The organism is Pseudomonas sp. P5_152 (assembly GCF_033989915.1).
In the GTDB taxonomy this organism is placed as follows: domain Bacteria; phylum Pseudomonadota; class Gammaproteobacteria; order Pseudomonadales; family Pseudomonadaceae; genus Aquipseudomonas.
This window is the reverse complement of the sequence record NZ_JASFAH010000002.1, coordinates 5637316-5658987: the sequence shown is the minus strand read 5'-3', so window position 1 is coordinate 5658987 and position 21672 is coordinate 5637316. Positions and strand designations below refer to the sequence as shown.

At 61.0% G+C, this 21672-nt stretch carries 25 protein-coding genes; 15 read left to right on the top strand and 10 right to left on the bottom strand.

Features of this window, described 5'->3' with window-relative positions:
* The first annotated feature begins 86 nt into the window (after nucleotides 1–86).
* Nucleotides 87–1646: a cyclic diguanylate phosphodiesterase gene (locus QMK50_RS25995; RefSeq protein ID WP_320334377.1), complete on the top strand. Its 1560-nt coding sequence runs from the start codon at nucleotides 87–89 to the stop codon at nucleotides 1644–1646.
* Between the two features lie 222 nt (nucleotides 1647–1868).
* A complete protein-coding gene (locus QMK50_RS25990; RefSeq protein WP_095168446.1) occupies nucleotides 1869–2231 on the top strand; it encodes a histone-like nucleoid-structuring protein, MvaT/MvaU family in 363 nt (120 codons plus the stop codon).
* A gap of 198 nt (nucleotides 2232–2429) precedes the next feature.
* Here the strand turns inward: QMK50_RS25990 and QMK50_RS25985 are convergent, their stop codons facing one another.
* Nucleotides 2430–2990: a DUF4946 domain-containing protein gene (locus QMK50_RS25985; protein WP_320334376.1), complete on the bottom strand. Its 561-nt coding sequence runs from the start codon at nucleotides 2988–2990 to the stop codon at nucleotides 2430–2432.
* Between the two features lie 199 nt (nucleotides 2991–3189).
* Here QMK50_RS25985 and gloA point away from each other — a divergent pair, with 199 nt between their 5' ends.
* The gene (gene gloA / locus QMK50_RS25980) at nucleotides 3190–3717 is read left to right on the top strand and encodes a lactoylglutathione lyase (RefSeq protein ID WP_095168449.1); all 528 of its coding nucleotides are present in this window, start codon (nucleotides 3190–3192) and stop codon (nucleotides 3715–3717) included.
* An 810-nt stretch (nucleotides 3718–4527) separates the two neighbouring features.
* Here the strand turns inward: gloA and ahpF are convergent.
* Both ahpF and ahpC read right to left on the bottom strand, forming a co-directional pair.
* The gene (ahpF, locus tag QMK50_RS25975) at nucleotides 4528–6090 is read right to left on the bottom strand and encodes an alkyl hydroperoxide reductase subunit F (RefSeq protein ID WP_320334375.1); all 1563 of its coding nucleotides are present in this window, start codon (nucleotides 6088–6090) and stop codon (nucleotides 4528–4530) included.
* Nucleotides 6091–6211: 121 nt separating this feature from the next.
* Nucleotides 6212–6775, bottom strand: a complete 564-nt coding sequence (gene ahpC, locus QMK50_RS25970; protein WP_095168453.1) for an alkyl hydroperoxide reductase subunit C — start codon at nucleotides 6773–6775, stop codon at nucleotides 6212–6214.
* Between the two features lie 260 nt (nucleotides 6776–7035).
* On the opposite strand from ahpC, the gene QMK50_RS25965 reads away from it, so the two are divergent.
* Complete coding sequence (locus QMK50_RS25965) at nucleotides 7036–8088, top strand: DNA-binding protein (protein WP_320334374.1); 1053 nt, start codon at nucleotides 7036–7038, stop codon at nucleotides 8086–8088.
* Here QMK50_RS25965 and gorA read toward each other — a convergent pair.
* Together gorA and galU are read right to left on the bottom strand one after the other, a co-directional pair.
* The gene (gene gorA / locus QMK50_RS25960; protein WP_320334373.1) at nucleotides 8085–9443 is read right to left on the bottom strand and encodes a glutathione-disulfide reductase; all 1359 of its coding nucleotides are present in this window, start codon (nucleotides 9441–9443) and stop codon (nucleotides 8085–8087) included. The two genes, QMK50_RS25965 and gorA, sit on opposite strands and share 4 nt — an antisense overlap.
* Before the next feature lie 129 nt (nucleotides 9444–9572).
* Nucleotides 9573–10412: a UTP--glucose-1-phosphate uridylyltransferase GalU gene (gene galU, locus QMK50_RS25955; protein ID WP_095108460.1), complete on the bottom strand. Its 840-nt coding sequence runs from the start codon at nucleotides 10410–10412 to the stop codon at nucleotides 9573–9575.
* 211 nt (nucleotides 10413–10623) lie between these two features.
* Here galU and QMK50_RS25950 point away from each other — a divergent pair, with 211 nt between their 5' ends.
* Together QMK50_RS25950 and QMK50_RS25945 are read left to right on the top strand one after the other, a co-directional pair.
* The gene (locus tag QMK50_RS25950; protein WP_159995516.1) at nucleotides 10624–10812 is read left to right on the top strand and encodes a hypothetical protein; all 189 of its coding nucleotides are present in this window, start codon (nucleotides 10624–10626) and stop codon (nucleotides 10810–10812) included.
* A gap of 137 nt (nucleotides 10813–10949) precedes the next feature.
* Nucleotides 10950–11231 carry a hypothetical protein gene (locus tag QMK50_RS25945; RefSeq protein WP_159995514.1) on the top strand — a complete coding sequence of 94 codons (282 nt, stop codon included), beginning with the start codon at nucleotides 10950–10952 and terminating at the stop codon, nucleotides 11229–11231.
* Nucleotides 11232–11242: 11 nt separating this feature from the next.
* Here QMK50_RS25945 and QMK50_RS25940 read toward each other — a convergent pair whose 3' ends face one another.
* The 4 genes from QMK50_RS25940 to QMK50_RS25925 form a co-directional block, all read right to left on the bottom strand.
* Entirely contained in the window at nucleotides 11243–11473 is a 231-nt protein-coding gene (locus QMK50_RS25940) for a hypothetical protein (protein ID WP_095168462.1), read from the bottom strand.
* 103 nt (nucleotides 11474–11576) lie between these two features.
* Nucleotides 11577–12500: a c-type cytochrome gene (locus QMK50_RS25935; protein ID WP_320334372.1), complete on the bottom strand. Its 924-nt coding sequence runs from the start codon at nucleotides 12498–12500 to the stop codon at nucleotides 11577–11579.
* Entirely contained in the window at nucleotides 12497–13144 is a 648-nt protein-coding gene (locus tag QMK50_RS25930) for a c-type cytochrome (RefSeq protein ID WP_095168465.1), read from the bottom strand. The genes QMK50_RS25935 and QMK50_RS25930 overlap by 4 nt, the downstream gene beginning before the upstream one ends.
* Before the next feature lie 240 nt (nucleotides 13145–13384).
* Nucleotides 13385–13735: a hypothetical protein gene (locus QMK50_RS25925; protein WP_095168467.1), complete on the bottom strand. Its 351-nt coding sequence runs from the start codon at nucleotides 13733–13735 to the stop codon at nucleotides 13385–13387.
* A gap of 209 nt (nucleotides 13736–13944) precedes the next feature.
* Between QMK50_RS25925 and QMK50_RS25920 the strand changes: the two genes are divergently transcribed.
* From QMK50_RS25920 to ada, 5 genes are all read left to right on the top strand, one after another.
* A complete protein-coding gene (locus QMK50_RS25920) occupies nucleotides 13945–14247 on the top strand; it encodes a DUF1883 domain-containing protein (protein WP_095168468.1) in 303 nt (100 codons plus the stop codon).
* A gap of 34 nt (nucleotides 14248–14281) precedes the next feature.
* Nucleotides 14282–14452, top strand: coding sequence for a hypothetical protein (locus QMK50_RS25915; RefSeq protein ID WP_095168470.1), 171 nt, complete (start codon nucleotides 14282–14284; stop codon nucleotides 14450–14452).
* Between the two features lie 110 nt (nucleotides 14453–14562).
* A complete protein-coding gene (locus tag QMK50_RS25910; RefSeq protein WP_413787309.1) occupies nucleotides 14563–15327 on the top strand; it encodes a 2OG-Fe(II) oxygenase in 765 nt (254 codons plus the stop codon).
* Complete coding sequence (gene alkB, locus QMK50_RS25905) at nucleotides 15317–15994, top strand: DNA oxidative demethylase AlkB (protein ID WP_320334371.1); 678 nt, start codon at nucleotides 15317–15319, stop codon at nucleotides 15992–15994. Before QMK50_RS25910 ends, alkB begins: the two co-directional genes overlap by 11 nt.
* Before the next feature lie 85 nt (nucleotides 15995–16079).
* A complete protein-coding gene (gene ada, locus QMK50_RS25900) occupies nucleotides 16080–17141 on the top strand; it encodes a bifunctional DNA-binding transcriptional regulator/O6-methylguanine-DNA methyltransferase Ada (RefSeq protein ID WP_320334370.1) in 1062 nt (353 codons plus the stop codon).
* On the opposite strand, the gene QMK50_RS25895 is transcribed toward ada, so the two are convergent.
* Nucleotides 17138–17596 carry a GyrI-like domain-containing protein gene (locus tag QMK50_RS25895; protein WP_320334369.1) on the bottom strand — a complete coding sequence of 153 codons (459 nt, stop codon included), beginning with the start codon at nucleotides 17594–17596 and terminating at the stop codon, nucleotides 17138–17140. The genes ada and QMK50_RS25895 overlap by 4 nt on opposite strands.
* Nucleotides 17597–17761: 165 nt before the next feature.
* Between QMK50_RS25895 and QMK50_RS25890 the strand changes: the two genes are divergently transcribed.
* The 4 genes from QMK50_RS25890 (at nucleotide 17762) to modC (ending at nucleotide 21614) form a co-directional block, all read left to right on the top strand.
* Nucleotides 17762–18826 (top strand): NAD(P)H-dependent flavin oxidoreductase, encoded by a 1065-nt coding sequence (locus tag QMK50_RS25890; RefSeq protein ID WP_095168478.1) that lies wholly within the window; start codon nucleotides 17762–17764, stop codon nucleotides 18824–18826.
* Between the two features lie 247 nt (nucleotides 18827–19073).
* On the top strand, nucleotides 19074–19841 hold the full coding sequence (gene modA, locus QMK50_RS25885) for a molybdate ABC transporter substrate-binding protein (RefSeq protein ID WP_095168480.1): 768 nt from the start codon (nucleotides 19074–19076) through the stop codon (nucleotides 19839–19841).
* Nucleotides 19842–20522, top strand: coding sequence for a molybdate ABC transporter permease subunit (gene modB, locus QMK50_RS25880; protein ID WP_159995503.1), 681 nt, complete (start codon nucleotides 19842–19844; stop codon nucleotides 20520–20522).
* Nucleotides 20523–20525: 3 nt separating this feature from the next.
* A complete protein-coding gene (gene modC, locus QMK50_RS25875) occupies nucleotides 20526–21614 on the top strand; it encodes a molybdenum ABC transporter ATP-binding protein (RefSeq protein WP_320334368.1) in 1089 nt (362 codons plus the stop codon).
* The last annotated feature ends 58 nt before the right edge of the window (nucleotides 21615–21672 follow it).

Below are 21672 nucleotides of genomic sequence, written 5' to 3'. Positions count from 1 at the left end.
TCCCCGCTATGCAATCTCTTCATGGAAGGCAAGGCGTTGCCGCACCTGCATTTGAGAGCCCATCCCCGCAGTCCCAGGTTTGCCCAATGCCATTGACCTTAAAGCGCCGGCGTAAAAGTGCCTACCGTAACGCCATCACCGTGCTGGTGGCCCTGGTGCCCGTGGTGCTGGGCGGCGCCATTTTGTACATGCAAGCCGAAAGCCGACTGAGCCAGAGCACGCACCAGACCGCCGAGGAAGCCGTTCGCCAGTTTGACCTGATGCTCGACAACACCGCCCACGCGGCCCAGCTCCTGCTGCCGCTGGCCGGGCAGCCCTGTGCGGACGTCAAGCTGGCCCTGCGTGAGCAAGTGACCCGCCGGCCCTTCGTGCGCTCCACCAACCTGGTGTGGGATAACAATCTGTACTGCAGCTCGTTGTTTGGCGAGTTCGAGGAGAAGGTCGACCCGGGCGAGTACACCCACGGCAAGTTGTGGTTGATGAACGGCAATCCGGTAACGCCCAACACCGCCCTGTTGGTGTACCGCCAGAGCGAGGGCCGACAAGGCGCACTGACCACGCTCGATGGCTACCACCTGAGCAACGTGCTGCGCCTGATCGGGCGCCAGACCCTGTTGTTGCTGCAGGTAGGTGACAATTGGTTGTCGGCCGACGGCCAGGTCCATGAGGGCGCCCTGCCCGAACTGCCGGTGGCACGCAATTACCTGGAATCGTCACGCTATGCCTTTAAAGTGGAGGCCGGATTCCCCGAAGGGGAAACCTGGCGCTACATGGTCAGCGAGTACCCACCACTGTTCAGCCTGCTGATATTTTTTGGCGCCATCGCCGGCACCCTCGCCCACTGGCTGCAAAAACGCTCGACATCACCCAGCCTGGAATTGCAGCGGGCCATGGAGGCCAGGGAGTTTGTGCCGTACTTTCAACCGGTGGTGCATGGTGACAGCAAGGGTTGGGCCGGCACCGAGGTGCTGATGCGCTGGAACCACCCCAAGGATGGCCTGGTACGCCCGGACCTGTTCATTCCCTTTGCCGAGCACTCGGGGCTGATCGTGCCGATGACGCGCTCGTTGATGCAGCAGACCGCCGCAGTGCTCGGCCCGCAGGCCCGTCATTTCGGCGAACGCTTTCATATCGGCATCAACATCACCGCCAGCCATTGCCAGGACCTTGACCTGGTGGCTGACTGCCGCGAGTTCCTGGCGGCTTTCCCGCCCGGCAAGGTCGCGCTGGTCCTGGAGCTCACCGAACGCGAGCTGATCGAACCCACGGCCATCACCCACCAACTGTTCGAACAGTTGCATGGACTGGGCGTGATGATCGCCATCGATGATTTTGGTACCGGCCACTCCAGCCTCGGTTACTTGCGCCAGTTCAATGTGGACTTCCTGAAAATCGACCAGAGTTTTGTCGCAATGATCGGCGTGGACGCGCTGTCGCGGCATATTCTGGACAGCATCATCGAACTCTCCGGCAAACTCGACTTGGGGATAGTCGCCGAAGGGGTCGAAACACTAGAACAGAGTGAATATCTTGCAGGTCATGGGGTGAACTTCCTGCAGGGCTACCTGTATGGCCGACCGATGCCCGCTGGCGAATTCATTATCGAACTGAACAAACACTTGGCGGTTGAGCAAAACGCCCTGTAAAAACCATTACTGAGCGGTCGGCGCACCAAATTGCATCAAACAGCGGAGCTGCGTTACATAAATAAAAAGACATGATTTACTCGGAGTGAATTAACTACTACAATTTTTCCTGCCTGCGCAAGATTGCCAGGTGCGCCACTCTCACCGAGTCGCTTCAAGGCTCTTGGCTTATAGCTTTGTTTGCGGTTGGTCTCAGCCAAACACACTATTGGAGTAAAGATATTGTCCAGACTCGCTGAATTTCGTGCAGCTGAAAAGGCCCTTCAAGAGCAGCTTGCGCAGCTGGAATCACTGAAGAACGACGCCGGGCTGAAGAAAGAAATCGAATTCGAAGAGAAGCTTCAGGGCTTGATGAAAACCTATGGCAAGAGCCTGCGCGACATTATCGCCATCCTCGACCCCAACGCCAAGGCTAGCCTGCAGCCAGCCGCGGCACCCAAGACCCGCCGCGCCCGCGTGGTCAAGGTGTACCAAAACCCGCACACTGGCGAACTGATCGAAACCAAAGGCGGCAATCACCGCGGCCTGAAAGCCTGGAAGGAACAATACGGCGCCAGCACCGTTGATTCCTGGCTGCGTGCTTGAGGGCCATGAACCTCACCTTGAAAAGCCCTGCCAACGCAGGGCTTTTTTTATGCCACACGAATTTTAAGTAACGAAGCTCGCCGATCTAGCGAAAAAAACCGCTAACTACCATGGGTCGGCACAATTAACTTTGTAGTTAGTCCTTCCGGCCAAAGAACTGGAAGCCCGCCATTGCGTCGTGAACACTGCAATCGGGAACTAAAGTTTCAAACTTTCACGCAGCGCCTGTATTTCTTTCTGACTTGCTGCGTACGCATCGGCTTGTCCGGCGTAGGAAAAAACATAGGCTTTATCTGCCTCTACCGCGGCCACTAGTGTTTGCGACAATACATGACGCCCGTTCTGGGTAATGGTACAGGTGGTTTCCAGGGCAGCCAGGCGACTCAATGTAGCCGGATGAATCTTGTTGCACACACTCTGGTAGCCGCCCTGAAAGAAGTCCTTCTGGATCGACTTGCGCATTTCCAGCAACACCCCCTGCAAGTTGACCACATGCCCGGCCTCAACCTGGGTCATGGTCAACTCCATGACCAGTATCGTGTCACCGTTCTCATCGTTTTTCACTGCGCGCTGGCGTGAAACCTTCGCCGGCGCCTCGCTCGGCGCGGTTTCCGGCACGGTTTCCGGCGCGGCTTCTGGCTCCAGGGCCTGGGCCTGCCATCCATCAGGCCAGGTGATCTCGGCGAGCTGGGGTTGCGCAGCAGCAGCGGCGGCAAACAGACCGGTTAACAGCAACAGGGATCGAATGGTTCGGATCATCAGGCAAGACACTGGCGAGGAAAGGCCCAAAGTCTGACCCCGACCGGGCCCGCAGGCAATAGCCGGAGCTTTGTGCATTGGCCCGGCACCGCCCCTTGCGTATCATTGGCCCACTGCATGGAAGCCTCGAGCACCGCAAGCCCAAGGACAGCTCTATCTGCTGGAGCGTCGTTTGCCCCACTTATTTTCCGGAGGGCCCATGAGCCTGCACGACCTGAACACCTTCCCCGGCGTCACTGCCCAACCTGACACTGCCACCCAGCAATTCGTGTTCAACCACACCATGCTGCGGGTCAAGGACATCACCAAGTCCCTGGACTTCTACACTCGTATCCTCGGCTTCAGCCTGGTGGAAAAACGCGATTTCCCGGAAGCCGAGTTCAGCCTGTACTTCCTGGCCCTGGTCGACAAAAACCAGATCCCGGCCGACGCGGCGGCTCGTACCGAGTGGATGAAGTCGATCCCGGGGATTCTCGAGTTGACCCACAACCACGGCACCGAGAACGACCCGGATTTCGCCTACCACAATGGCAACACCGACCCGCGCGGTTTTGGCCACATCTGCATTTCGGTACCGGACATCCGCGCCGCCTGCGAGCGCTTCGAAGCCCTGGGCTGTGATTTCCAGAAACGCCTGAATGACGGCCGCATGAAGAGCCTGGCCTTCATCAAGGACCCGGATGCCTATTGGGTCGAAATCATCCAGCCAGCGCCACTGCTGGCGTAGGAACAAGCTCAAGCATGGGGTGTAAGGGAAGTCTGCTCGCGATGGAGGTCGGTACATCCAACATTGAGGCTGCCGCCATCGCGGGCTGTGAGCTGGCCTCATCGCGAGCAAGCCGCAAGCGGGCGCTCGCTCCCACACTGATTTTGGCTACTCACAGATTCTGTATACACCACATCAAACCTGTGGGAGCGGGCTTGCCCGCGATGGCGGTGTGTCAGGCAACATCAATGTTGGCTGTGCTGGCCTCATCGCGAGCAAGCTCGCTCCCACACTGATTTTGGCTGTTCACAGATTCTGTATACACCACATCAAACCTGTGGGAGCGGGCTTGCCCGCGATGGCGGTGGGTCAGGCAGTATCGCGATTGGATGGGCTGACCCCATCGCGGGCAAGCTCGCTCCCACAGTGGTTTTGGCTGTTCATAGATTCTGTATACACCACATCAAACCTGTGGGAGCGGGCTCGCCCGCGATGGCGGTGTGTCAGGCAACATCAATGTTGGCTGTGCTGGCCTCATCGCGAGCAAGCTCGCTCCTACAGTGAACTTGGTTGCTCACAGATTCTGTATACACCACATCAAACCTGTGGGAGCGGGCTTGCCCGCGATGGCGGTGTGTCAGGCAACATCAATGTTGGCTGTGCTGGCCTCATCGCGAGCAAGCTCGCTCCTACAGTGAACTTGGTTGCTCACAGATTCTGTATACACCACATCAAACCTGTGGGAGCGGGCTTGCCCGCGATGGCAGTGGGTCAGGCAACATCGATTTTGGACGGGCTCACTCGCAAAAGACAGAGGGGCAGCGCTGTGGTTTAAGCCGGGGCCGAGGTGCGGATCAGGTGGTCGAAGGCGCTCAACGAAGCCTTGGCGCCCTCGCCTACTGCAATCACGATCTGCTTGTACGGCACGGTGGTCACGTCCCCGGCGGCAAACACCCCGGGAATCGAGGTTTCACCGCGGTTATCGACGATGATCTCGCCTCGTGGTGACAGTTCGACAGTGCCTTTGAGCCAATCAGTGTTCGGCAGCAGGCCAATCTGCACGAAGATACCTTCGAGCTCGACATTCAAGGTCTCACCGGACTGACGATCCTTGTAACGCAAGCCGTTGACCTTCTGGCCGTCGCCAGTGACTTCAGTGGTTTGCGCACTGGTGATCACGGTGACGTTCGGCAGGCTGTGCAACTTGCGTTGCAAGACCGCATCGGCGCGCAACTGCACGTCGAATTCCAGCAGTGTCACTTGGGCAACAATTCCTGCCAGGTCAATGGCTGCCTCGACCCCGGAGTTGCCGCCGCCGATCACGGCCACGCGCTTGCCCTTGAACAAGGGGCCGTCGCAGTGCGGGCAGTAGGCCACGCCCTTGTTGCGGTATTGCTGTTCGCCCGGCACGTTCATTTCGCGCCAGCGGGCGCCGGTGGCCAGAATGACCGTCTTGGCCTTGAGGGTGGCGCCACTGGCGAATTTGACCTGGTGCGGTTCGCCGTTCAGGCCTGGCACCAGGGCATCGGCCCGCTGCAGGTTCATGATGTCGACGTCGTACTGCTTGACGTGTTCTTCCAAGGCCACCGCCAGTTTTGGTCCTTCGGTTTCCTGTACGGAAATGAAGTTTTCAATCGCCATGGTGTCCAGCACCTGACCGCCGAAACGCTCGGCGGCAACGCCGGTGCGAATGCCTTTACGGGCCGCGTAGATCGCGGCCGACGCGCCGGCTGGGCCACCGCCCACCACCAACACATCAAAGGCTGGCTTGGCGCTGATTTTCTCGGCCTGGCGCTCAATGCCGCTGGTATCGATTTTCGCGAGGATTTCTTCCAGGCCCATGCGGCCCTGGCCGAAGTTCACACCATTGAGGTAAACGCTGGGCACGGCCATGATCTGGCGCTCGTCGACTTCGGCCTGGAACAGCGCGCCGTCGATGGCGACGTGATGAATATTGGGGTTGAGCACTGCCATCAGGTTCAACGCCTGGACCACGTCCGGGCAGTTCTGGCAGGACAGCGAGAAGTAGGTCTCGAAGTGGAACTCACCCTTGAGCGAGCGGATCTGTTCGATCACTTCGGCACTGGCCTTCGAAGGGTGGCCGCCGACTTGCAGCAGGGCCAGCACCAGGGAGGTGAATTCGTGGCCCATCGGGATGCCGGCAAAACGCAGGCTGATATCGGCCCCTGGGCGGCTGATCGAGAACGATGGCGTGCGTGCATCGGCACCGTTGTCGAGCAAGGTAATTTGGCTGGAAAGACTGGCAACGTCTTGCAGCAATGCGAGCATTTCCTGGGATTTCGCACCGTCATCGAGGGAGGCAACGATCTCGATCGGCTGGGTGACCCGTTCCAGGTATGACTTCAACTGGGCTTTAAGATTGGCGTCCAACATACGGGCGATCTCCTTTGTTCAATTCTAAAAAAAACGCCCGAGCGAATCTCGCCCGGGCGTCTTGAGGGCGGTGCAGCTGACTTAGGTGCGGCGTACCGCCCGGGTATCGCGAGTCACTGACTCAGATCTTGCCGACCAGGTCCAGGGACGGTGCCAGGGTGGCCTCGCCTTCTTTCCACTTGGCTGGGCAGACTTGGCCCGGGTGAGCGGCGACGTACTGGGCAGCCTTGATTTTGCGCAGCAACTCGGAAGCGTCACGACCTACACCGCCATCGTTGAGCTCGACGATTTTGATCTGGCCTTCAGGGTTGATCACGAAGGTGCCACGGTCTGCCAGGCCAGCTTCTTCGATCAGCACGTCAAAGTTGCGGGAGATGACGTGGGTCGGGTCGCCGATCATGGTGTACTGGATCTTGCCGATGGCTGGCGAAGTGTTGTGCCAGGCTGCGTGGGCAAAGTGGGTGTCGGTGGACACGCTGTAGATCTCGACACCCAGCTTCTGGAATTCGGCATAGTTGTCGGCCAGGTCTTCCAGCTCGGTTGGGCAAACGAAGGTGAAGTCAGCCGGGTAGAAGAATACGACAGACCATTTGCCTTTCAGATCGGCGTCCGACACTTGTACGAAATCGCCATTTTTGTAAGCGGTAGCGGTGAAGGGTTTAACTTGGCTGTTGATGATAGGCATCGTTGACTCTCCGTCAGGGTTGAAAAGTTGATGAGGTGAATCCTACCCAACCGATCGCCTGATGGCTCATTGGCAAACCTGATGCCGCTCATTGGTTTTCGCTATTAGCCACCACTCTTAATAGAAGAAAACCGTCTCAGCGACGAAATGCCCTCGACCCGCTACACCGAGGTCCGGCGCCGCCAATCGGTACCTAGCCGCGTGATACACTCCGCCCCCATACAAAGTACGTACTACATTACGCAATGGCAGGAGAAAACATGGCTCGGGGCGGTATAAACAAGGCTGTAGTGCAGGCGGCACGCCTGGCGATCCTGGCGCGCGGCGACAACCCCAGCATTGATGCAGTACGTATCGAGATGGGCAACACCGGTTCGAAAACCACTATTCATCGCTACCTCAAGGAGCTGGATGACGAGGTTGCGGCCCGTCAGAGCGAGCCGCAAGAACAGATCGATGACGAACTGACCGGGCTGGTAGCACGCCTGGCGCAACGCCTGAGGGAACAGGGCCAGGAGCGCATCGATCACGCCCAGGAAGGTTTCGAGCAAGCGCGCAAGGCGCTCGAAAGCCAATTGGCCGAAGCCCTGCAACTGCAGGCACAACTGACTCGCCAATTGGAGACCCAAGGCGCGACCCTGGCCAGTGAGTCCGCAGCCTTGCAAGACACCCGCGCGTCGCTACAGGGCGAACAGACTCGCAATGCCAGCTTGAGCCAGGCCCTCAGCGATTTTGAACTGCGCTTGAATGACAAGGATGAGCAGATCCGCTCACTGGAAGAAAAGCACCTGCACGCTCGCGACGCCCTGGAGCACTATCGCGAGGCCATCAAGGACCAGCGCGAGCAGGAACAGCGGCGCCATGAAGGCCAAGTGCAGCAGATCCAGATGGAACTGCGCCAGGCCCAGCAAAGCGCCATGGTCCGCCAGGACGAGATCACCCAGCTCAACCGCGATAACGAACGCCTGCTGACCGAGAACCGCGGCACCGTGCGTGAGTTGCACCTGTTGCAGGATCAACTCAAGCACAGCGAGACCCGCCAGGCCCAAGCCCAGGAACAGATCCGCCGCCACGAAGCCGAAGCCACCCTGTTGCAGGAACGCCTGCGGGTCGCAGTGCTGGAAAGCACCAGCGCCAAGCAGGCAGCCACCGAGCAACTGCACGCCAACGCGGAGCTGGAACTGCGAGCCGCTAGCGCCGAAGCCAGCCTGCAGGCACTGCATCTGGCGGTGGCCACGCAAGCTGCGCTGGAGCCGGAGCCGGCGCCGGTCCCGGTCCCAAGCCCGGCTTCTAAGCAGTCGAAAAAACCTTAACCGGCCACTGGCGTGCGCATGGTGACGAACTCTTCGGCGGCCGTCGGGTGCACGCCGATGGTTTCGTCGAAGTCGCGCTTGGTGGCGCCGGCCTTCAAGGCAATCGCCAGGCCCTGGACGATTTCGCCCGCCTCCGGACCGACCATATGGCAACCCAGGACCTTGTCGGTCTTGGCGTCGACCACCAGCTTCATCAGCGTGCGCTCCTGACACTCGGTCAGGGTCAGCTTCATCGGCCGGAACCGGCTTTCAAAAATCTGCACCTCATGGCCTGCCTCGCGGGCCTGTTCTTCCGTGAGGCCAACAGTGCCGATGTTCGGCAAGCTGAACACGGCGGTCGGGATCATCTGGTAATCCACCAGGCGATACTGCTCGAGCTTGAACAGACGACGCGCAACAGCCATGCCCTCGGCCAGGGCCACCGGCGTCAGTTGCACGCGACCGATGACATCGCCAATCGCCAGGATCGACGGCTCAGCGGTCTGGTACAGCTCGTCGACCTCGACGAAGCCTTTCTGGTCGAGCTTGACCGCGGTATTTTCCAGCCCCAGGTTATCCAGCATCGGCCGCCGGCCTGTGGCGTAGAACACGCAATCGGTTTCCAGCTTGCGGCCATCCTTAAGGGTCACGCTCAGGCTGCCATCGGCTTGCCGGTCGATGCGCTCGATGTCGGCATTGAACTGCAGGTCCATGCCACGCTTGGTCAGCTCCTCTTGCAGGTGCTTGCGCACCGCACCGTCGAAGCCGCGCAGGAACAGGTCACCGCGATACAGCAAGGACGTCGACGCGCCCAGGCCGTGGAAGATCCCGGCGAACTCGACGGCGATGTAACCGCCACCCACCACCAGCACACGCTTGGGCAGGGTCTTGAGGAAAAACGCCTCGTTGGAACTGATGGCGTGCTCGGCCCCGGGGATCTGCGGGATCTGCGGCCAGCCGCCGGTCGCGATCAGGATATGCTTGGCACTGAAGCGCTCACCATTGATCTCTACGGTATGGGGCGCGACGATCCGGGCGTGGCCTTCATGCAGGGTCACGCCGCTGTTGACCAGCAGATTGCGATAGATACCGTTGAGACGGTTGATCTCGCGGTCCTTGTTGGCGATCAGCGTCGCCCAGTCGAACTGCGCCTGGTCCAGACTCCAGCCGAAGCCCGCAGCCTGCTCGAAGTCTTCGGCAAAGTGTGCGCCGTACACCAGCAATTTCTTCGGCACGCACCCCACGTTGACGCAGGTGCCGCCCAGATAGCGGCTCTCGGCCACGCCGACTTTCGCGCCAAAACCGGCGGCGAAGCGTGCCGCGCGTACTCCGCCGGAACCGGCGCCAATCACATACAGGTCAAAATCGTAGGCCATTTCTATCTCCTCGGCAGGGCACCAGCATACCTGCTGGCGCAGTGCGGGTCAGCGCCGCGAACAATACGCGCTTGAAAAATGAAAAAGCCACCAGAAGGTGGCTTTTCAGAACGGGACGCCCAGACGTTATCAGTACGCCTTGCCCGTCTTGTAGAAGTGCTCGAAGCAGAAGTTGGTGGCTTCGATGTAGCCTTCGGCGCCGCCGCAGTCAAAACGGGTGCCCTTGAACTTGTAGGCAATCACGCAACCGTCTTGCGCCTGTTTCATCAGGGCGTCGGTGATCTGGATCTCGCCCCCCTTGCCCGGCTCGGTTTCTTCGATCAGCTTGAAGATGTCCGGGGTCAGGATGTAACGACCGATGATGGCCAGGTTCGACGGCGCATCTTCAGGTTTTGGTTTTTCCACCATGTTGCGCACGCGGTACAGGTCGTCACCGATCAGGTCACCGGCGATCACCCCGTACTTGTGGGTTTCCTGCGGGTCGACTTCCTGGATCGCGACGATGGTGCAGCGGTACTGCTTGTACAGCTTGACCATCTGGGTCAGGACGCCGTCACCTTCCAGGTTGACGCACAAGTCGTCCGCCAGCACTACGGCGAAGGGTTCGTCGCCGATCAATGGACGACCGGTAAGGATCGCGTGGCCCAGGCCCTTCATTTCGGTCTGACGGGTGTAGGAGAACGAACATTCGTCTAGCAGTTTACGGATACCGACCAGGTACTTCTCTTTGTCAGTGCCCTTGATCTGGTTTTCCAGCTCGTAGCTGATGTCGAAGTGGTCTTCCAGGGCGCGCTTGCCGCGACCGGTGACGATCGAGATTTCGGTCAGGCCAGCGTCCAATGCTTCTTCGACGCCGTACTGGATCAGTGGCTTGTTCACCACCGGCAGCATTTCTTTAGGCATGGCCTTCGTCGCTGGCAGGAAGCGAGTACCGTAACCGGCTGCTGGGAACAAGCATTTCTTGATCATAAAAGTCCTTGAAAGGGCTGTGTGTACGAGTTTCGGCGCAGTCTAATCAGGCGGCGCGCACCTTACAATGCCCCGCACTGGCTAACCGATGCCATCATAGAGAAATAATCTTGAGGATAGTTCCGCAAAGGCTTCACTTTAGACCAGGGAAGACCCTCAGGCACATTTACCGCTATCATTGAGCAATTGAACCAGCCAACGAGGCAGATAGATGTCGGCAGCAAAAAGCGTGAACGGTTACCTGATCAACAAGGCCAAAGACGGTCAATGGTGGGTCGACAGCGCCGGTGGCGAAAACATCGCCGGGCCTTTCCCCACTGAAGCCATGGCCATTGAAGTGGCGTCGGTGCTGCAAGACACCCCGCCGGCTCCCAAGCGTCGAGGGGCCAAGCCCGAGTAAGGTGCCTGGTCAAACAGCCCTGCCCTGTGCAGGGCTTTTTTGTGTTTGGCTGTACCGAAATGGCCATTCGCTATAACCTCTCGCTACCAGGCCTTCTCTGCGCCTGACGCCCCTCCCCCCCTGATGGCAACGATCCGATGAAAATAACCCTGGCTGTGATGGCGGTACTGGTCTTGAGTGGTTGTGCCACGGCGTCCAAGACGTATCTGGACGATGGCCAGCAAGGCTTGTCGATCGATTGTTCGGGCGAAGCCAATTCCTGGGCCACCTGCTACGAAAAAGCCGATGCGTCCTGCGCCGGTACTGGCTACAAGATTGTCGGCACCGAGGGTACGCCAGCGCTCAAGGAAAGCGACAAGACCCTGGGTGCGGATGTCGGCAACTACAAGAGTCGCAGCGTAGTGGTGGTGTGTAACTAGGCTCTGGGCCGTTACATGTGAATTTCCGCGAACTTGATGCCCAGGCCGCGCACAGTCTCGACCAGATCATCCAGATGGGTGAAGGACTCGACCTCGTCGTTGTCGTCCACCAGGAAAAAACTGCGTCCTGCACTTTTCTTGAAAAACACGATCCATTCCCCCGGGGTCGCCGGATTCTGGATCACATGGGTGGCAGAGATGTGACCCTCTGCATGCCGCTCTCGGACTTGCTCACGCTTCATTGCCTGCTCCATTGATGCCAATGCCGCCCAGGGCCCGATGCTGTTCAGTGTGTCTGGTTGAACAGCCGCGGGCCCGGGACGGCACTGTGTCGATGCAGACAGTTTACCGGATGCCTTGGCCAATCAGTACGCCATCAACGGTTTGCCCATACAGATTGACCCCATCGTTGGCATGGAACTTCACTCGGGTCTTCTCTACGGAGCCGTCGATCAGCCGTGGGTCCTGAGGCCGTTCATGGCTGTTGATGAACGCCGCCACGTCCCACGCCTGCTGATCGCTGAGGCTCTGCGCCTTGCCCAGGGGCATGTTGTATTGAATGAACGACGCCGCGGTATTGATGCGGTGCATGCCCGCTCCCCAGTTGTAGGAGTCCTTACCCCAGAGCGGCGGCATCACGTAGTCCTGGCCGACTTTCTGTCCCTGGCCGCTGTCACCGTGGCACACAGCACACTGGGCCTTGTAGACCTGTGCGCCCTGGGCGATGTCATAACCCTTGGCCGGTTGCTTGACCTCCGGATAACCGCGCCCGGGCAGTTCGACGCCAATCGGTGCCTTGGTCGCCAGCCAGTAGGCATAAGCCGACAACGCGCTGATTTCCGGGCCGTCGGCCGCTGGTGGCTTGCCGTTCATGCTGAACTCGAAACAGCCTTGCAGGCGCTCGGCGAAGGTATTGACCTTGTCGTTTTTCTTGCGATACGCCGGGTACATCGGGTAAGCCCCCCACAACGGCGCAGAGTTGGGTAAACGGCCCTGGTCCAAGTGGCAGTTGCTGCAATTGAGGCCATTGCCGACATACGCCGGGGCCTGGCGCTTGGTGTCGACAAACAGGCTGTGGCCCTGGCGCACCAGCTTGCCAAAGGCGTTGTCCGGCAACTCATGCTCGGCCGGTGCCTGGAAATACTCGACTTTTGCGCTAGTGGCTGCCGGGATCTTCAGTTCGGACTGATCGTCCATCACGGTCTGGGCGGCATACCCGTTGAGACTGGCCAGTGCCAGGGCCAATGGGGCGAAGGATAGGAATTTCATGGCTTGGCCTCCTGGCTGCCCAGTGTCGCAAAGTAGTCGGCGACCGCCTTGATTTCGTCCGGGGTCAGGGATTTGGCGATATGCCCCATCAGATCATTGGGGTCGTTGTGCCGGGTGCCGTCACGCCAGGCGTTCAATTGCCCGACCAGGTAACTGGCCGACTGCCCGGCCAGTGGCGGAAACGCCGTGCCCACGCCCACCCCACCGGGGCCGTGACACATCACGCACTCGGGAATCTGCCGGTCCCAGGCACCGCGCAAGGCCAGCCGCGCGCCCGGTTCTGTCGGCGTGGTGTTGCGTGTCACTTGCGGGGTGGCCGGCGCGGGCATGGCCGCCAGGGTGCTGGTAACCGCCTGGATCTCGCCTTCGCTCAGCGCCTTGGCCAACGGTTGCATCACCGGGCTGACCCGAGAACCACTGCGAAAGTCCGCCAGTTGTTTACTCAGGTACCCCGCCGACAAACCGGCCAGCCGGGGAAATCCGGCGGCCGGCATGCCCATGCCATCGGCACCATGGCAGGCAAAGCAGGCAGTAGCGGCAGGCAACGCACCACCCTGGGTATAGATTTTCTGTCCGTCGTCGGCATTCACGACGCTGACAGCAATGAGCATCAGGCTGCCCAATACGGTCGGTTTGAAATCCATCTCTAACCCTCTTTTTCTAGTTATAAGCTTAGACTTAGTTTGCATAAGCATATAAAGAGTAAGTGATTGTGACGGCTATCTCAACCGCCCAGGCAATGTGCGTCATCGTTGACGATCATCGCGAGCAGCCTCATTCCACAGGGTGTTCGGTGTCCGTCAATTATGTCCGGGCATAAAAAAGCCCGAGCCGGGAGGGTCCGGGTCGGGCTTGTGGGTGGCATGGCCGCTGGCTGTCCGGTCTTAGCCGGAAATGCACTCGTTGGCGGCAACCCCGATGTCACCCGGACGCATCGGCACATTGGACAGACTCTCGTGCAACTTGATGCTGCTGCCGCCGGAACGCTCTTCGATGTCGAACACCGCTGCCGGGTCGGTTGACAGCTTGCCGGGGACGATCACCCGCACCCCATCCTTGTGCGGTTCCATTTGCACCGCGCCCCGGCTCTTGGCCAGCTTCTCGGCGACACAGTTGGCATATTCCTGCGGCTTCTTCCCTGAAATCACGTTCATGGTGGGCGGGGTCTGATTGATGTCCGAGACTGTCGCACATCCACTCATCACCAATGCCAGCAACAAAACGCCCTGCTTCATACAAATCCTCCAATAAAGACCCTCGGACAGCGCAAATGCGCTTTTTCTCCGGCCTGCCGTGCTTTATGGCGCAAATAATTGCGGATAACTGTTTTTAATTGTCAAACCGGCTCTCAGCGGTCCGCTTTTGCACAGGCTTCGCTGATAAACTGGGCCATCGTCCATGCTATCGTTTTGATTTGCTAGAAAAAGCCCTTCTGGAGGCGCCCATGAAATTTATCCACCAGCGCGAGCACCTCAACGAAGATGACATCGTCGTCATTCAATGCTCGCAAACCTGCAACATCCGCCTGATGAGCGACGCCAACTTCCGCAGCTTCAAGAACGGCGGTCGTCACTCTTACCACGGCGGCGCATTCGACACCTTCCCGGCGAGAATCACCGCACCCAGCACCGGTTTCTGGAACATCACCATCGACACGGTCACCAGCCGGGCGATCAGCGTGACCCGCAAGCCAACGCTGACCCACTCGATCAAGATCGTTCGCCGGTCCAGCTCCAAGTTCAGCTGACACCCCGCCCGCTCCGCGACAGACAGGTACACCCGTGACTCCAACGACCAAGTACGTCATCAAGTACAAACTCAACGGCGAGCGTCGCTTCGAGTTCGCCCAACTGGTAAATGGCACCGAAGACGAGGCCAAGGCCGCGCTGGCCGCGATCCATGGCGACAGCCCGGACGTGATCAGCGATATCAGCGTGAGCAAGGCGCTGTAAGCCGCCCGGCGCTCGGCAATACCTGCACAATTTGACCGCAAGCTGCGGAGTGTTGCCTCGTGTCGAGCGGCCCAGACTGGCCCTCCTCGACCTAGGCCCTGGAGCCGGCAATGCGCGCCTCTTCCCTGCATCCCCCTTTGCCCAACGACCTCGCCGCAGCGCACCAACCGTCGCTGCTCGAACGTATCGACAACCTGCCCTGGCCCTCACTGGAGCACAGTCTCGATCAGGACGGCTGTGCCATCGTCCCCGGCCTGCTGGGTACCCGTGAATGCCAGGACCTGCGGGCGATGTACGACAAGCCCGGGTTGTTTCGCTCCCGGGTGGTGATGGCCAGGCACGGTTTCGGCCGTAGCGAGTATCAATACTTCGACTACCCGTTGCCCGAGCCGGTGCAGCCATTGCGCAGCGCCCTGTATGCGCGACTGGTGCCTTTGGCCAATCGTTGGCAGGTGCGCATGGGCTTGCCCGGCCGCTTTCCCCAGGCACATCCGGCCTTCCTGCAACGCTGCCATGACGCCGGCCAGCGACGTCCGACACCGCTGTTGCTGCAATACGCTGCAGGGGACTACAACTGTTTGCACCAGGACCTGTACGGCGAGCATGTATTTCCCCTGCAAGTGGCGATTCTGCTGTCAGCGCCCGAGCTAGACTTCACGGGAGGCGAGCTGGTGCTCACTGAACAACGCCCGCGGATGCAGTCACGCCCCATGGTGATGCACCTGGAACAAGGTGATGCGCTGATTTTTGCGGTGCATCAACGACCCGTGGCCGGGGCTCGCGGCGACTGCCGGGTCAACCTGCGCCATGGCGTCAGTCGCCTGCACAGCGGTCAACGACATACCTTGGGAGTGATCTTCCACGATGCACAGTGAGCCCTTGGGCCCGACCACTCTCGACCTGTTTGCCGACGCCGACCAGCAACCGGCGCGAACCGAACAGCTCGGCCCCCAGGCATTCGTGCTGCGCGGCTTCGCCCTGCCCTGGGTGCCGCGGCTGCTCGCGGCACTGGAGCAAACGCTGAAGGCAGCGCCGTTTCGCAACATGCTCACCCCCGGCGGCTTCACCATGTCGGTCGGCTTGAGCAATTGCGGCGCACTCGGCTGGACCACCGATCGCAGCGGCTACCGCTACACCCCGCTCGACCCTGTCAGCGGCCGGCCCTGGCCACCGATGCCGGAGGTGTTCCGGGAGTTGGCACAATGCGCCGCGAGCGAGGCCGGTTTTGCCGATTTTGCCCCCGATGCCTGCCTGATCAACCGCTACCTGCCAGGGGCGAAGATGTCGTTGCATCAGGACCGTAACGAAGCTTCCTACGAGCCGCCCATCGTCTCGATCTCCCTGGGCCTGCCGGCGATGTTCCTGTTCGGCGGCATGCAACGCAGCGACAGGAGCCAGCGGGTGCCGTTGTTTCACGGCGACATTGTGGTCTGGGGCGGCGGCGATCGTTTGCGTTATCACGGGGTGCTGCCGCTCAAGGACGGACTGCATCCGCAATTGGGTGCCCAGCGCATCAACTTCACCCTGCGCACTGCCGGCTGAAACCACGAATTCGAGCGCAAGCCGCCGGGTGCCCTGTGTCGTCGCAGCGGTTACCCTGAGGCAAATCTTCACAGGGTGGCGCGTGATGTCCCAAGCCAAACACAGTATCGAGCAAGACCCGCGCTGGGCAGCGGTCGTGGCCCGCGACCCGCGCGCCGACGGGCAGTTCGTCTACGGGGTCAAGACCACTGGGATCTACTGCCGCCCCAGCAGCCTGGCGCGCCTGCCCAAACCACAGAACGTGGTGTTCTTCGACACTGAGGAGCAAGCCCTGGCCGCGGGTTTTCGCGCCAGCAAGCGGGCCGCGGCGGACCAGTCCCTGGTCGCCACCCAGCATGCGACCCTGGTGGCTGCTGCGTGCCGGCAGATCGAGCAGGCCGAGAGCCCACCCAGCCTCGGCGAGCTGGCGGCCAGCGCAAACCTGAGCCCGTTTCATTTTCATCGGGTGTTCAAGGCCGTCACCGGTCTCACGCCCAAGGGCTACGCCACCGCCCAGCGTTCGCGGCGGGTGCGTGAACGGCTGGAGTCCGCCGACTCCGTGACCGCGGCGCTATACGACGCCGGCTTCAACTCCAACAGCCGCTTTTATGAAACTGCCGACCATTTGCTCGGCATGAAACCCAGCGACTACCGCGCCTCGGGGCAGAACACCGAGATCCGCTTTGCCGTCGGCCAATGTTCCCTGGGAGCAATCCTGGTGGCGCGCAGTGAACGTGGGGTGTGTGCGATTCTCCTCGGCGACGACCCCAATGCACTGGTCGAAGACCTGCAGCAGCGCTTTAGCCAGGCAACGTTGATCGGCGCCGAGCCGGACTTCGAGCATTGGGTGGCCCAAGTCGTCGGGTTTATCGAAGCGCCCGCCCTCGGCCTGGACTTGCCGTTGGATGTGCGTGGCACGGCCTTTCAGGAGCGAGTATGGATGGCCTTGCGCGAGATTCCGCCAGGCAGTACCGCCAGCTACGCCGAAATCGCCCAGCGGATTGGAGCGCCCAAGGCCTTTCGCGCGGTGGCCCAGGCCTGCGGCGCCAACCACCTGGCGGTGGCGATTCCCTGCCACCGGGTGGTACGCAGCGACGGCGAGCTCTCGGGCTACCGCTGGGGGGTGGAACGCAAGCGGCAATTGCTCGCGCGGGAAAACCAGCCCTAGAAAATCCCGATGTGCACCGCCACGCTGTCGGGACCGGTGTAGGCCTCGAAATCAGTGGCGAAGCGGCGCTTGATCTGTGGATGCGCCTCAAAGTACTCCCACACCCGGCCCCAGGCCTCGATCACTGCGCCCGGCATCGCACCCTGGGCATCGAACACCAGGTATTGCCCGCCTTGCACCTCGATGCTTGGGTATTCAGTCGCGGGCTCATTGACCCTGACCCCGGCCAGCACATCAAACGAGCCGCTCGCGTCCGACTCATAGTTGCTGTACACGCCATACACCAGGGAGTCGGGGGTTTTACCCGGTATTTTTTCGTACAGGCCTTCGCTAAAAAAACGCCCCCACATCGGTCCGATACGTGCAGTTGCCGTCTGTTGCTCGGCCGCATTGAGCGTGCGCACGCGCAAACCCGACACACTAAATGGCAGCACTTCCAGTTGTTTGATGCTCATGAACCCATCCTCCTTGATCAAACTGTTAAAAAATTCATCACCGACGTTACACGAGAAGTTTATGATTTTCGCCCTCGGCGACGGCTTCTACCCAAAGACCGCCAATGGCTGGCAGTTGAAGATGCCAAGCCCTCCCACCCGATTTTCAACCGGAGCGCACTGCTGATGAGCCAATGGCCAGACACTCGAATTCTTGACCTGCTCGGCATCGAGTTGCCGATCATCCAGGCCCCCATGGCCGGCGCGACCGGCTCGGCCATGGTCATCGAGGCCAGCAACGCCGGCGGTCTGGGCTCGATGCCGGCAGCGATGCTGAGTGTCGAGCAGTTGCGCGAAGAACTGACGATCATTGGCCAGCACAGCCAGCGCCCGTTCAATGTGAACTTCTTCTGTCATCAACCGCCGGTTGCCGACGAGTTACGCGCGCAGCAATGGAAGCAACTACTGGAACCCTACTACCGTGAACTCGGGGTGGATTTCGAGGCGCCGACGCCGGTCTCCAACCGCGCGCCCTTCGACGCTGCCGCGTGTGCAGTGGTCGAGGAGTTTCGCCCGAAAGTGGTGAGCTTTCACTTCGGCCTGCCGGAAAAATCCCTGCTCGAACGGGTCAAGGCCACCGGCGCCAAGGTGCTGTCGTCGGCGACCACGGTGGATGAGGCAATCTGGCTGCAACAGCATGGCTGTGACGCGATCATCGCCATGGGCTACGAGGCCGGCGGCCATCGCGGGATGTTCCTCAGCGAGGACCTGAGCAGCCAGGTCGGTACCTTGGCCCTGGTGCCGCAGGTGGTCGACGCGGTCAGCGTGCCGGTGATCGCTGCCGGCGGCATTGGCGATGCCCGCGCGATTGCGGCGGCGTTCGCCCTCGGCGCCTCGGCCGTGCAACTGGGCACCGCCTACCTGTTCACCCCGCAAGCCAAGGTCAGCGCCTCGCACTACCGCGCCTTGCGGACCGCCAAGGACAGCGACACCGCGCTCACCAACATTTTCACCGGGCGCCCGGCCCGCGGCATTATCAATCGGGTGATGCGCGAACTCGGCCCCATCTGCGCCCAAGCCCCGGCCTTCCCGCTGGCCGGTGGCGCGTTGCTGCCGTTGCGCGCCCAGGGCGAAGCGGACTTCAGCAACCTGTGGGCCGGCCAAGCCGTGCACCTGGGCATCGAACTGCCCACCGGCGAACTGACCCGGCGCCTGGCCGAAGAAGCGCTGGCCCTGCTGACCCGCCGCTAAGGTCCCGTAGCAGCTGCCGCAGGCTGCGTTGGGTTGCGCAGCGCCCCCCAGCGGGTATTGCCAACTCCAACGAACGGCCTGCGGCCGTTAACGCAGCCTCGCGGGCTCGGCAGCTGCTAAAGGCGCGGCGCGGCAAGAAAACTGTATACAACTTCGTGATCATCGCGACTTGGAGAGTTCCGTTCGTCGTTGATTCGCTATATATTCCGCTATATAGCGTTTCACCATCCCCTCTCGGAGCCGCTTCATGACTATTCGTGTCTCACGTTTCGCACCTACTTGCCTGGCGTCCCTGATCGCCGTGTTGGCCCTGGGTTCGGCACACGCCGATGAGGTCCAGGTGGCGGTGGCGGCCAACTTCACCGCGCCGATCCAGGCAATTGCCGCCGACTTCGAGAAAGACACCGGGCACAAGCTGGTGGCCGCTTATGGCGCCACGGGCCAGTTCTATACCCAGATCAAGAACGGCGCGCCGTTTGAGGTGTTCCTGGCGGCGGACGACAGCACTGCGCAAAAACTCGAAAACGAAGGCGACATCGTCAAGGGCTCGCGTTTCACCTACGCCATCGGCACCCTGGCGCTGTGGTCAGCCAAAGCGGGTTACGTCGACGCCAAGGGCCAGGTGCTCGCCGACAACCAGTACCAGCACCTGTCCATCGCCAACCCGAAAGCCGCGCCCTACGGCCTGGCCGCGACCCAGGTCCTGGCCAAACTGGGCCTGACCGACAAGGTCAAGGCCAAGATCGTCGAAGGCCAGAACATCACCCAGGCCTACCAGTTCGTCTCCACCGGCAATGCACAAATCGGCTTCGTCGCCTTGTCGCAGATCTATAAAGACGGCAAAGTCACCGGCGGTTCGGCGTGGATCGTGCCGGCCGAGATGCATGATCCGATCAAGCAGGACGCAGTCATCCTCAACAAAGGCAAGGACAACCCGGCCGCCAAGGCCCTGGTTGACTACCTCAAGGGCCCTAAAGCCGCGGCCATCATCCAGTCCTATGGTTACCAGCTCTAAATGACCTTATCGAGTGCCGATTTCGCCGCCATCTGGCTGACCTTCAAGCTGGCGTCCCTGACGACCGTGATTTTGCTGATCATCGGCACTCCCATCGCGTTATGGCTGTCGCGCACCCGCTCCTGGTTGCGCGGCCCGGTCGGGGCAATCGTCGCCCTGCCCCTGGTGCTGCCCCCCACCGTCATCGGCTTCTACCTGCTGCTGACCCTGGGTCCCAACGGTTTTCTCGGCCAGTTCACTCAGGCCCTGGGCCTGGGCACACTGACCTTCAGTTTTACCGGCCTGGTGATCGGCTCGGTGATCTACTCCATGCCCTTCGTGGTCCAGCCGCTGCAAAATGCCTTTTCAGCGATCGGCACTCGCCCGCTGGAGGTGGCGGCGACCTTGCGCGCCAACCCTTGGGACACCTTTTTCACGGTGATCCTGCCCCTGGCGCGCCCCGGCTTCATCACCGCCGCAATTCTGGGTTTTGCCCACACCGTGGGTGAGTTCGGCGTGGTGCTGATGATCGGCGGCAACATCCCGGACAAGACCCGGGTGGTGTCGGTGCAGATCTACGACCACGTCGAGGCCATGGAGTATGCCCAGGCCCATTGGCTCGCCGGGGCAATGCTGGTGTTCTCGTTCCTGGTGTTGCTGGCGCTGTATTCCAGTCGCAAGACCAAAGCCGGCTGGAGCTGACCGATGAGCGACGCGATTCACGTACGCCTGCAACTGCACTACCCGGACTTTTCCCTGGATGTCGACCTCGACCTGCCCGGGCGCGGCGTGACTGCACTGTATGGCCACTCGGGTTCCGGCAAGACCACCTGCCTGCGTTGCATCGCCGGGCTGGAACGCGCCGAACAGGGCTTTGTGCAGATCAACGACGAAGTCTGGCAAGACAGCCACAACCAACGGTTCGTGCCACCCCACAAGCGCGCGCTGGGTTATGTGTTCCAGGAAGCCAGCTTGTTTCCCCACCTGTCGGTGCTGGCCAACCTGGAGTTCGGCTGGCGGCGCATTCCTCGTGCGCAACGCCGGGTCGACATGGCCCACGCCACTGAGTTGCTGGGGATCGCCCACCTGCTCGATCGCCATCCGCAACACCTCTCCGGCGGTGAGCGCCAGCGCGTCGGCATCGCCCGGGCGTTGCTCACCAGCCCGCGGTTGCTGCTGATGGACGAGCCCCTGGCGGCCCTGGATTCCCAGCGCAAAAGCGAAATCCTGCCGTACCTCGAACGGCTGCACGACGAACTGGAAATCCCGGTGCTCTACGTCAGCCATTCCCAGGATGAGGTCGCGCGCCTGGCCGACCATATCGTCCTGCTCAGTGCCGGCAAGGCCCTGGCCAGTGGCCCTGTGGGCGAAACCCTGGCGCGGCTCGACCTGCCGCTGGCCCTGGGCGACGATGCCGGCGTGGTGATCGACGGCCAGGTCAGCGATTACAACCTCGACTATCAACTGCTGACCCTGCAACTGCCCAACAGTCAATTGAGCGTGCGCGTGGCCCATCTACCGCTGGCCCTGGGCAGGCAACTGCGCTTCAAGGTCCAGGCCCGCGACGTCAGCCTGAGCCTGCACGCCGGCGAACAGAGCAGCATCCTCAATCGCCTGCCGGTGACGGTGGTCAGCGAAATTGCCGCCGACAACGCCGCCCATGTGCTGGTGCGCCTGGACGTCGCCGGCACACCCCTGCTGGCGCGCATCACACGCTTTTCCCGGGACCACCTGCAGCTGCATCCGGGCCAGGCGTTATGGGCGCAGATCAAGGCCGTGGCCGTACTGGCGTAAACCCTTTGGCACGACCGCCGACGCCCGCGGTCAATGGCTATACCAGCCCGCCCAAGGA